Genomic DNA, 12074 nt, shown 5'->3' on the forward strand with positions numbered 1-12074 from the left:
CATCTTGCAATGCATTCTGCGCTGTCAGTATTAAACACTATCTCTTCTTATGCTGTTAATGGTTATGTCCGTTATCCTGTACTTGTTGAAGGTTCAATATCGTGGTGTGAAAAATTCATTGAGTCTTATCTTCAAAACCCATTTTCAGAGTTAAAGCGTATTGAGTTGTATGGTGATTTGAATATTGAAGGATTATCAGCATATCCTATTAAATCAGCATTAAAAAAATTAGGGCAAGAAACAGATTGTTTAATTATCGATATATCTAATGAATTTAATGCTAATGCCATCAATGCAATTTGTGGAACGTTAGTGGGAGGAGGGATCGTCTTTTTTATTCAATCATCAAATTCAACACTTCCTTCTCATGTTTATGAGTGGTTATCACTTTTTAAAAAGAAAATGGTATGTATCAGCGAAGATGAGTATCTATATGCTTTACCTGATAAACCAGAACTTAAATCTGCTAATTCAACGGTTGATTCATTAATTTATCGCTCACAAGATCAAGAGTTAGCAGTACAAGCGATAAAGAAAGTAGTCACTGGTCATACGAAAAGGCCACTGGTAATGACGGCCGATCGTGGAAGAGGTAAATCATCAGCGATCGGAATTGCTATCGCTGAATTAACGAAATCGAGAACATTGACTATTGGTATAACTGCTCCGCAACGAGCTAGTGTAGATGAAATATTTTCACGAGCGGCGTCTACTGCGATACTGAATAAGATTGACGTGAATAGTCATAAAAATAGCTTAACAATGAACGATTCTAATATTATTTATATAGCACCAGATGAACTACTAAAAGGAGATCATTCTTTTGATTTATTGTGTGTCGATGAGGCCGCTGCAATACCAGCTTCAATGTTAATGGCCTTATCTGAAAAATACACACGGATACTTTTTTCTACAACGATTAATGGTTATGAAGGTACAGGGCGTGGTTTTGAAATTAAATTTAAGAAACAACTTCAGTTATTACGACCTAATTACCGTTCTATTGAAATGAAACAACCGATCCGATGGAATATAAATGATCCACTTGAATCGTGGTTATCTTCTGTATTTTTATTAAATCATACCAATGATGTCTCTGATAGCGCATTAGACATAGACATGGCTCCGTCATTATCAATAGATTATCGTCAGTTATCTATTATTGAGTTATTGGGTGATGCGCTTCTTGCTCAATCATTATTCTCCTTATTAGTGTCGGCTCATTATCAAACATCGCCAAATGATTGGTTTTCATTATTATCAGATCCGACTCTTTCTTGTTGGATAGGCATTGATAAAAACTCAAAGCGTTTACTTTGTTGTTCTTTAGTATCAAAAGAGGGCGGGTTAGATTTCAGTTTGATACATGATATTCAATATGGAAAAAGAAGACCTAAAGGGCATTTAGCTCCAGTGTCGTTAACTCAAACATTATGCATTGATGAACCTGCTGCTCAATGCAGTATTCGAATAATGAGAATTGCTGTTGCTGTTGGTTATCAGCATTATGGTATTGGAACTCAATTTATGAAATTTATTGAGATCCGTTATTTAAAAACATCAGTAGACTACCTTAGTACTAGCTTTGGCTCCGTCACTGAACTAAATAATTTTTGGAATTCATTAGGTTTCACATTTGTACGCTTGGGAATAAGCAAAGATAAAGCAAGTGGAACCCACTCATTGTTAGCAATCAAACCATTGAAAAAGATAAGCGAGAATTGGTTACCTGTAGCCACTGATTATTTCAGCGCATCTTTTCCTGAGCAATTAATGTCAACCTTCTCTGATTTGAACGTGAATGAAGTATTAAGTTTATTAGGTGGCATTTCTAATATTGAGCCTATTAACGCACTGATGCTGAAACGTCTTACTATTTTTATTCACGGTGGTTTAGGTTTTGAGTTAATTCAATACGAGCTACGAAAGTTTGTATTAGCTAACATTGTTGCGGTTAAATTGTTATCTCTTGAGCAGAAGAGTGTAATTGTTACAAAGGTTATTCAAGTGCGAAGTTGGCAGGAAGTCATATCTAAATGTAATTTAGTAGGTCGTAAAAATGCGGAAAAGAAACTTCGAGAATCAATCAAAGTGTTGATGCACAATTTACAGTGTAAATCGTAATGTATCGTATCTAAAATACCCCTCTCAATTTACAGTGTAAATCGATCTCCCCTAAGTCAATTTACACTGTAAATCCAATCGTAACCCCTTTTCTCATATTGTTATCAAGGTCCTAAAAAAAACAATTAATCTAGTGAGTTATTCAAAAATGCTATATATTAATGTAATAGGAATGTTATTCATTTGGACTATTGTCTAGGGATATTGAAATGAATGAAAATGGGTTTAATAATCTAAAAAAAGAAGAGTTGGATTTTGTTGATGACCGAACCGCAGCCTTACTTCTTAATACACCAACTAACGCTAAAATCCTTTTATGGATTATAGTTCTTTTCTTTTGTATCGCTATTGCTTGGGCATCTTGGGCTGAAATAGATAAAGTAACCGTTGGACAAGGAAAGGTTATTCCTTCCTCTCAATTACAGGTTGTTCAAAACCTTGAGGGAGGATTAGTAAAAGAGATGCTAGTTAAAGAAGGTGACCAAGTAATTAAAGGGCAACAATTATTATTGATTGATGATACTCGTTTCCGTTCAGATTTTAGAGAACGAAAAAAACAGTTGGTTAATCTAACTGCCAGTGGAATGCAACTCTCAGCCTCAATGGACAGTATTTTAATTCAAGATATTAATAATAAGAAACGTTGGAAAGAGTCGGTAATCTTATCTACAGATAAATTAAAATTTGAAGAAGACTTTATTAAAGAAAATCCAGTTGTTGTTAGAAGGCAAATGGCAGAATACAAAGCGGATATGAATAATCTAAAAAACCGAATTAATGTATTTGACCAACAGGTAAAACAAAAGCAACAAGATCTAATTGAAATAAAATCTCGGGTGAGAAGTTTAAAATCAAGTTATAGATTAGCCAAAAAAGAATTTGATATAACAAAGCCCTTAGCTGATGAAGGCGTTGTTCCTAGAATTGAATTACTTAAATTACAACGTCAAGTTAATGATACGAAGCGGGAGTTAACCTCCACAGAATTGAAAATTCCAGTGCTAACTTCCACCATTCAAGAAGCAATATTAAATCGTATCGATGCAGCACTTAAATTTCGATCTGAACAACAAGAAAAATTGAACAGCATACAAGATAAATTATCAGCATTAACAGAGTCACAAGTTGGCTTGAAAGATAAAGTAAATCGAACCATTGTTCTTTCACCAGTAACGGGAACAATCAAGAAAATTTATATTAATACCGTCGGTGGTGTTATTCAGCCAGGTATGGATTTAATAGAGATTGTTCCAACAGAAGATACGTTATTGATTGAAGCTAAAATTGCGCCACAAGACATTGCTTTTTTAAGACCGGGCCTTCCTGCAATTATTAAATTTAGTGCTTATGATTTTACACGTTATGGTGGTTTGCAAGGGACTTTAGAGCATATCAGTGCTGATACTATTCAGGATGAAGAAGGGAATAGCTTTTATTTAGTCAGAGTTAGAACGTCACAAGATGATTTAATGGAGAAAACACAATTTTATATTATTCCAGGTATGACAACATCAGTAGATATAATTACAGGGAAAAGAAGTATTTTAGATTATTTACTGAAACCTATTATGCAAGTTAAAGGCTCTGCGCTTAAGGAGTGAGTATAAATAAGGAGAATCAGTAATGAGAACTAAGTGGTTATTCATTATTCCCTTGATAATACTCTCTTTAACAACGGCAGCTTTGACTCAGCAAGACAGTCTTTTGATTAAAGCGGTAAAAGAAGAGTATGGGGAAAGAGCGGCAAGAAGAGTTAATACTTGGCGTGAGTTAATTGTTGAATTAAACAATAAAACAGAAAGAGAAAAACTAGATAACATTAACCAATTTTTTAACCAGTTGTACTTTGTTGATGATATTAAACTTTGGGGTAAAAAAGATTATTGGGCTACACCATTAGAATTCTTAGGAAGTAATGCTGGTGATTGTGAGGATTTTACAATTGCAAAGTATTTTTCTTTATTAGAGCTTGGTGTGCCAGATAAAAAATTAAGATTAATTTATCTAAAAGCATTGGAGCTGAATCAGTTCCACATGGTATTAGCATATTATCCAACCCCATCTTCAGTTCCACTGATTTTGGACAATATAGATAAAGAAATAAAACCCGCTACAGAGCGAACCGATTTATTGCCTATTTATAGTTTTAATGGTCAACATCTATGGTTAATGAAAGGTAACGGAAACGGACAACAGGCAGGTCAATCTTCCAGGTTAAGCTTATGGAATGATTTACGAGCAAGAAATAAAGACCTGAGATTGAATCACCCAATTATAAATTATGATGAGTAGTGAAATGACATTATATAAACAGCTAGTATCATGGATGACAGCCGTCTTTTTAATATTAATGATCTCTGTCTTCTCCATTGAGTTCTTGAACACTCAAAAATTTTTAGAGAACCAACAACACTCAGAAGTAAACAATAGTATAAATACGGTTGGTTTAGCTCTCGCCCCATATCTTGAAAATGAAGATAAAGTGGCAGCAGAATCTGTCATTAACGCGTTATTTGATGGCAGTTATTATTCAGCCGTACGATTAACGTTGTTTAGTACTAATGATGAAATTGTTCGTGTTTATCCATTGAAAATAGAAGCAGTACCAAAGTGGTTTTCTGATCTGAATCTATTTAGGACTATTTCAGAGAGTCGCATTATTACTAGTGGTTGGTTACAACTAGCGGAAGTCGAGATTGTTACCCATCCTGGATATGCTTATCTGCAGTTATGGAATGCATTAACGCAACTATTGACCACTTTTTTCATTGTTATAGTACTGGGCATTATAATTATCGCTTTTGTTGTTCGACGTGCATTATCTCCGTTACAGTTAATTATTGTGAAAATGAAGGAAGTGTCAGAGAATAATTTTAGTCGTGAATTAGCAAAGCCTAAGACAAAAGATTTAGAAGCTGTGATCATCGGGATAAACTCTATGTCATCACAAATAGCACAAAGCTTTAAGTCACAAGCTAAAGAAGCTGAGAAGTTAAGGGATAAGGTTTACCTTGATCCTATTTCTGGGCTTGGCAACCGTGCTTTTTTTATGGCTCAATTAAATACATGGTTATCTGAATCAGGTAAAGGTGGGCTTGCTCTATTTAAAGTTAATTTTATAAATAAAGTATATGAAGAAGAAGGGTATGACGCTGGTGATGCAAAAGTTAAAGAGCTTGCTGATTTACTGAAAATTACATTGCCATCAACAAATGTAATTTTAACTCGATTAAGTTCGTATGAATTTGGTTTTATCTTTCCAAATATCGAAGAAAATGAACTTAAATTAGCGGCTGAAAATATTATAGCCTATACCCAAGATATCAAGGGGGATCCTACAGCAACGGCGCCTATTGATGTGAATCTTGGTGTTGTATTTAATGAATCAAGAAAAACAACGACAGAGATATTATCTTTAGCAGATAATGCATTAACACAAGCTCATGCAAGCCCAGAATTATTGTTTGGTTATATTGCAGATGAAAGTGAACATGAACTGATGGGTAAGCAGCAGTGGAAGCAGTTTGTTGATGAGGCAATAAATGAACACCTATTTGACTTTACATTACAACTAGCCACAACAAACTCGGGGGCTGTTTTTCATCAAGAAGTCTTTTCTGCGATAGAGAAAGATAATCAACGTTATTCTGCTAATCAATATTTATTTGCTCTTGAGCAATTGAATGAAACCTCATCGTTTGATCGATTTGTTATTAATACCATGATTGAACGTATTCTTTCAAAAGAGATACTTCAACCAGTGGCGATTAACTTAGCGAACGGAAGCATAGAAGATCCAAGTTTTGTACGCTGGCTAACTAAAGTATTAAAGAAAAATAAATCGATAACGTCATTCCTGCATTTTGAGATCCAAGAAACGTCATTTATTGAAAATGAAGATCATACTGCCTTATTATGTAATGTAATCCGTGCATTTGGTGCTGAATTTGGTGTAGATAATTTTGGTCGAAATTTTGAATCATTAGAATATATAGAAACCTTTAGGCCTAAATATGTAAAATTAGACTATCTGTTTACTCATCAATTAGATGATGAAAAACAACGCTACATTTTAGCGTCTATTTCAAGAACGGCGAAAAACTTAGGGATTATTACCATCGCATCACGAGTAGAAAATAAAGAACAACTTGAATTATTATCAGAACATAATATTGATGTGTTCCAAGGTTTTTTTATAAATGAAAAAATAAAAGGTGAATAAAATGAAAGATTCATTATTACATTCACTATGTTATGTAGGGCGTTATTACGGACAAGTGAATTCGCCTGAGGCACTTATTAATGGGCTGCCTTTACAGGATGGTAAGTTAACGCCTTTTCTCTTTTCTCGAGCCGCAGAGAGAGGTGGATTAGTAGCCAAAGAAAACCAAGGGGAGTTATTAACAATACCTCAATTAGTATTACCTGCCGTTCTTTTACTAAAAGGCGGGGAGTCGTGCGTATTAATTGGATTTGACGCTGATAATGAACACGCAGAAATTATTACTGCTAGTTCAGGGATGATGCCAATATCGATCTCTATAGATGAACTATCTTCACAATATACAGGACGATATTTTTTATTAAAAAAACAATTTAGATATGATGACCGCTCTCCTGAGATATTGAAGAAACGTGAAGGTCATTGGTTTTGGAGTACTTTATTTGAATCAAAACATATTTATCGAGATGTTTTGATTGCTTCTATTTTAATTAATATTTTTGCCATTGCTACACCTATGTTTACTCGATTAGTGTACGATAAAGTAGTACCAAATTTAGCCTTTGAATCTTTATGGGTATTAGCCTCTGGTATTTTTGTTGTCTTTATTTTCGACTTTATTTTGAAATATATTCGAGGGTATTTTATTGATGTTGCAGGTAAAAAGTCAGATGTATTAATTTCATCTAAGTTATTTCAGAAAGTTTTAGGGATTAGAATGGAAGCCAAACCCCCTTCGGTTGGTGCTTTTGCTCGACATCTTCAAGAATTTGAATCAATTAGAGAGTTTTTTACTTCAGCAACGATTGCTGCACTAATTGATTTGCCATTTGCTTTGCTTTTCTTATTTGTAATTTATCTTATTGGAGGGCCAATTGTTCTTGTTCCTATCGTAGGGATCATCTTGTTATTGATACATGCCGCTATTATTCAAGGGCCTTTAAAGAAAACGATAGAAGAAGGTTCTCGTCTGGCTTCACAGAAATATGCGAATTTGATTGAAAGCTTAGTTGGGTTAGAAACATTAAAGATCTTTAATGCCCAGAGCCAATTTCAATATAAATGGGAAGAAGCCGTTACCCATATTTCGAATTGGAGTATTAAAAGTCGGCGCATTACTGACTCAATTCAGAATATGGCTGGGTTTGTACAACAGGCCGTTAATATTGGAATGATCATTGTTGGTGTTTATTTAATAGCAAATGGTGATTTAACGATGGGAGCCTTAATTGCATCTACTATGTTAAGCGGTAAAGCCATTGGCCCATTAGTTCAAATATCGCTATTGTCGACACGTTACAATCAGGCCAAATCGTCAATGACGATCATTGAAAAATTAATGGAGATGCCTGATGAACAAGAAGAAGGTAAACGTTATATTCACAGGCCTATTCTTCAAGGAAAAATTGAATTAGATAAAGTTAATTTTAATTATCCTGAATCCCAAGTTTCCGCAGTTCGAGATATTAGTCTTACGATTAATCCTGGAGAAAAAGTAGCAATTATTGGTCGAATTGGTTCGGGTAAAACGACATTAGAACGCCTAATTATGGGGCTTTATCAAGCGACAGAGGGCTCTGTTAGAATAGATGATACTGACATATCCCAGCTTCATCATGTTGACGTACGACGTAATATAGGCTGTGTCCCACAAGATATTACGCTGTTTTATGGTTCAATTAGAGAGAACATTATCTTAGGTCGAGAACTCTCCGATGATGCTGAAATGATGGACGCAGCTAATCGCGCTGGCGTAACTGCATTTACACAGCAGGATCCTGCTGGCCTTGAGCGTCAAGTCGGTGAAGGGGGCTTATTACTTTCAGGAGGCCAACGTCAATCTGTTGCTATTGCTCGAGCTCTGATTGGTCGCCCTCCTGTTTTATTGTTAGATGAACCTACCAGTAGTATGGATAATCGCTCAGAGATGTTGTTTAAGAATCAGTTATCTCATTTAAAACCATCAGAGACATTAATCCTTATTACGCATAAGACATCTATGCTTGATGTTGTTGACCGTATTATTGTAATGGAAAAAGGGCATATCATAGCAGATGGTCCTAAGCGTCAAGTATTAGATGAGTTGAAGACGGGAAAGGTAAGGGCAGTTAGTTAACTTTACTTAGATAAAAAAATAGGCCGTTAATTAACGGCCTATTTTTATATTTTCAGATAGTCATTATTTCTTTTTACGTGTAAAAATATTCCACTCGTTTACAACGTCACCTCTGAAACCTACTACTGTCGCAACAACTCGACGGTTTAAAGCGTGACTCACTGCAGAATCTCCCTTTGCAGTTAATAATGTATCCCCAAATCCTACCGTTTCAATTCTATTTGGTTCAACACCATATTCGATTAAAGCCACACGAACGGAAGATGCTCGTAATTCCGATAAGCGAATATTATATTCAGCGTTACCTTGTTGACTTGCAAAACCTTGTAATTGAATTGATGCTTCTTTATATTCAATAAGAAATTCAGCCATCGTTCTGATTTCTGATTTAAAAATAGGAGAGATTTCAGAAGAGTCATTAGCAAAAAGAATTTTTAATTCCTTTTTATCTGAATGTTCTACATATTCAGCGCAACCATCATTATCTATTTCTGCACCACGTGGTGTTCCTGGGCAAATATCTCTAGCATTAATAACACCATCGTAATCAGCATCCTTTAAGTTTGCAATTTGATCTGATTTAGGTGTCTCAATGTAGTCTCTATCACCAGAAACACAAGCAGTTAAAAAAAGAGTGATCATAAGAACGGGGTAAATAGACTTTTTCATACTTATTTCTCCTCTTCTTTAGATTTTTTTGAATCCCATTCTTTTGGGGTATCAATGAGTAGTGATGGAATTAATGTACCAGTAGCATGTAGTACTCGGTATTTTGCAAATTGTTCAGAATAATGAGCGTCTAGATAAGATTTACGGGCTTCAAATAATTCATTTTCAGTGTTTAATAAATCAAGTAAAGTACGTTTCCCTATACGATATTGTTTTTCATACGCAATAACAGTGTCTGAAGCTGCATCTACGTGATCAGCCAAAAACTCTTTTTGTTGTAATGTTAAATCTAGCGCACTCCAAGAAAGGCGAAATCCTTCTTCAACGTTACGATAAGCGCTATCGCGTAAATCTTTGGCCATATTTAATTGATACGCACTTTTGTCTGATAGTGCACTATCACTACCACCGTTATATAGGTTGTAACGCATACGTACCATTGCAGAAAACTCATCACTGTTTCCTTCTATACCACCAGCATCATCTCGCCATGTTTGTGCTGCTTCAAAAGAAAAAGTGGGGTAGTTTGTGCTTTTGGATTGTGCATATTGGTATTTCGCTGCTTGTATGTCTGATTGAGCAGTTAAAATCACAGGGTGGTGTTCATAAGCCCTTTCGATACCTTCTTGTAAACTTAAAGGAAGAGTATTGGCATCAGCGCGAGGATAAATGAGAGCTTGAGGAGGAGAACCTACAATTTGTGTAAACACTGTATGTGTATCAAATAAGTTGTTTTGAGCCGCAAGTAAATTACCATGAGCTCTAGCGATACGTGCTTCTATTTGAGATACGTCAGCAGTTGAACCGACACCTGAGTCAGCCCTTCTTTTTATGTCTTTATAAATTTTCTTGTGTATCGCAAGATTACTTTCTGAAAGTGCAAGAACTTCAGTTGCTTTGACGGCATCTAAGTAAACTTGTGACACATCTAGTGCTTTATTTTCTGATAAAGATATTAATTGTAATCGAGCGGATTCGGCTTCTGCATCCGTTCTATCCATATCATTAATTGTATTTGAACCATCCCAAATTAACTGGGTTAAAGATAGAGTTGCATCTTTACGTGTTAAATCCGTATCGTTACCACTGACAGGATTGATTTGTTCATAGCCAATACCTGCATCTAAATCTATTGATGGTAGATAATTCCCTGAAATGCTATCGCTATCAGCAACAAAACTCAAGTATGAGTTGTATGCTTTTTTTACTTCTGGGTTTGTTGTTAGTGTTTGTGATATTGCTTGCTCTAATGTTTGAGCTTGAGTTGATACGCTCAAAACTAGCAAGCTGCTATAAGTTGCAAGTTTCATCCATTTCAAAGTGTTTCTCCTAAATCATCGTACCTTCATCGATAAAATGAGCATGGTATTAATATTATCTAGTTAGTAATGAGTGAAATGTCATTATTATGTATTTTTTTTGTACGGCATTTATAGAATAAATGCTACGTGATATTAATTTAAAAAGCAAAGTTTAACTTATTGAAACATTGAGCAGTTAGCAGTTTATTTAATGATAAATCATTAATTTGGCCAAGTTTTTAAACTTCTGTATCAATAATAGGATAAAAGGTCTTAGATATAATATTTTTGTGGCTTTTTATTCGGTTTATTTGATTTATTCCTAATTATTCAAATTGTTACACTGAACATCATAGAGGTAATCGTTACTTTTTGTGATTCAGTATAAACTTTTTATAATAAGTTATAAGTATAGACACTTTTCTTTCGTTATTTTTGTCTTTTGTTATGTGGCTGATTTGTTGCGTATATGATAAATTAATAACTATAATGTCTAATGTAGCTTCAATAAATAATATTTGTTTATAAATGGATTTGGGAATCAATGTCATGGCTTTAATTGCATCAGAAAAAATAATTATTATCGATAGAAACGGTAACCTAAAATTGATTAATGAAGGTGAAAAGGTATTACCTGGTGAAATAATTGTAGAAAATGAATCTGGTGCCATTTCCGTAGAGCTTTCTGATCTGCCTGAAAAAAACAATATTAATGAAATTCTTGAAGCTATATCTAATGGTGAAGACCCTAGTTTGATTTCAGAAGCTCCAGCTGCAGGGGAAGAATCTGGTTCAAGTTTAACTGCTTCTACTGAGATTGAGCGTATCGGTAAAAGTACGATTGCAGAAACTGATTTTGATACCTCTTCATTAGAGGCTATTGGTTTATCAAGAACACAAAGTTTAACTCTGTTAGAACAATATAAAACTTTTAAAGACACTGGTGGTTTTGAGTTTCCTGAATTTAATAGCGTAAGAAAAATAGCTCCAAGTATTTCTATTAGAGAAGTTGATGAAAATGGAGTAATTAATGAAACAAATGCTGCTGATGGTATTCAAGTAGAAATTATGCTTCCTGCCGGTACTAGTGTGGGTGACTTTCTTGAATTACGCGATGATAAAAATACTGTCGTTGGCAAACATTTAATTACAGAAAATGATATCACGGACGGAAAAGTTGAAATAACGATACCGAGACCAATTGATGGCAAGTATGAGCTTAGTGCTGACATTGAAGATCAAAATGGGGATTTGGGTCCACAATCTAATAAATCAAGCTTTGAAGTCGATACGTTAGCGGGCGAGAACAACGCGGCGCCTGTGGTTGAAATCATCGGAGATAGTAACGATGATGGTGTGATCAATAACGCAGAGTTAAGTGGTGACATTGATGTGAAAGTGACGTTACCAGCGGGCGCGGTGGCGGGTGACACGATCACCGTAAGCAACGGAACCACCAGCACGTTAATCGTGTTGGAGGCAGAAGATATCAGTGCAGGCAATGTGACGACGACGTTCCCAAGCCCAGGCGAAGGCAATGAAATCGAGGTGACGGCGACGTTAAGCGATCAGTATGGCAACACGTCAGTAGAAGGCAGCGACAGCGCAACGGTAGATACATCAGCGGATGCGGGCACCGTAA

At 35.2% G+C, this 12074-nt stretch carries 8 protein-coding genes; 6 read left to right on the forward strand and 2 right to left on the reverse strand.

From position 1 onward, the window contains the following. The first annotated feature begins 9 nt into the window (after positions 1-9). The 5 genes from A6E06_RS10575 to A6E06_RS10595 all read left to right on the forward strand — a co-directional run bounded on the left by A6E06_RS10575 (position 10) and on the right by A6E06_RS10595 (position 8462). Positions 10-2124, forward strand: a complete 2115-nt coding sequence (locus A6E06_RS10575) for a GNAT family N-acetyltransferase (RefSeq protein ID WP_065592282.1) — start codon at positions 10-12, stop codon at positions 2122-2124. A 209-nt stretch (positions 2125-2333) separates the two neighbouring features. After that, positions 2334-3725, forward strand: a complete 1392-nt coding sequence (locus A6E06_RS10580; protein WP_065592281.1) for an HlyD family type I secretion periplasmic adaptor subunit — start codon at positions 2334-2336, stop codon at positions 3723-3725. A 22-nt stretch (positions 3726-3747) separates the two neighbouring features. After that, positions 3748-4416, forward strand: coding sequence for a transglutaminase-like cysteine peptidase (locus A6E06_RS10585; RefSeq protein ID WP_065592280.1), 669 nt, complete (start codon positions 3748-3750; stop codon positions 4414-4416). 4 nt (positions 4417-4420) lie between these two features. After that, a complete protein-coding gene (locus tag A6E06_RS10590; protein WP_065592279.1) occupies positions 4421-6346 on the forward strand; it encodes an EAL domain-containing protein in 1926 nt (641 codons plus the stop codon). A 1-nt stretch (position 6347) separates the two neighbouring features. Continuing rightward, the gene (locus A6E06_RS10595; protein WP_065592278.1) at positions 6348-8462 is read left to right on the forward strand and encodes a type I secretion system permease/ATPase; all 2115 of its coding nucleotides are present in this window, start codon (positions 6348-6350) and stop codon (positions 8460-8462) included. Between the two features lie 63 nt (positions 8463-8525). On the opposite strand, the gene A6E06_RS10600 is transcribed toward A6E06_RS10595, so the two are convergent. Both A6E06_RS10600 and A6E06_RS10605 read right to left on the reverse strand, forming a co-directional pair. Then, positions 8526-9131 (reverse strand): OmpA family protein, encoded by a 606-nt coding sequence (locus A6E06_RS10600; protein ID WP_065592277.1) that lies wholly within the window; start codon positions 9129-9131, stop codon positions 8526-8528. Between the two features lie 2 nt (positions 9132-9133). Continuing rightward, positions 9134-10450: a TolC family outer membrane protein gene (locus A6E06_RS10605; RefSeq protein WP_065592276.1), complete on the reverse strand. Its 1317-nt coding sequence runs from the start codon at positions 10448-10450 to the stop codon at positions 9134-9136. A gap of 531 nt (positions 10451-10981) precedes the next feature. Between A6E06_RS10605 and A6E06_RS10610 the strand changes: the two genes are divergently transcribed. Further along, the coding region (locus tag A6E06_RS10610) for a hypothetical protein (protein WP_141676942.1) at positions 10982-12074 on the forward strand (1093 nt) is incomplete at its 3' end.

It is taken from the genome of Aliivibrio sp. 1S175 (assembly GCF_001690985.1).
In the GTDB taxonomy this organism is placed as follows: Bacteria; Pseudomonadota; Gammaproteobacteria; order Enterobacterales; family Vibrionaceae; genus Aliivibrio.

Bases quoted from the DNA above. Each gene is read 5' to 3' on its own strand.
- A6E06_RS10600 (WP_065592277.1), bottom strand. From the start codon at position 9,131: ATGAAAAAGTCTATTTACCCCGTTCTTATGATCACTCTTTTTTTAACT.
- A6E06_RS10580 (WP_065592281.1), top strand. From the start codon at position 2,334: ATGAATGAAAATGGGTTTAATAATCTAAAAAAAGAAGAGTTGGATTTT.
- A6E06_RS10590 (WP_065592279.1), top strand. From the start codon at position 4,421: ATGACATTATATAAACAGCTAGTATCATGGATGACAGCCGTCTTTTTA.
- A6E06_RS10585 (WP_065592280.1), top strand. From the start codon at position 3,748: ATGAGAACTAAGTGGTTATTCATTATTCCCTTGATAATACTCTCTTTA.
- A6E06_RS10595 (WP_065592278.1), top strand. From the start codon at position 6,348: ATGAAAGATTCATTATTACATTCACTATGTTATGTAGGGCGTTATTAC.
- A6E06_RS10575 (WP_065592282.1), top strand. From the start codon at position 10: ATGCATTCTGCGCTGTCAGTATTAAACACTATCTCTTCTTATGCTGTT.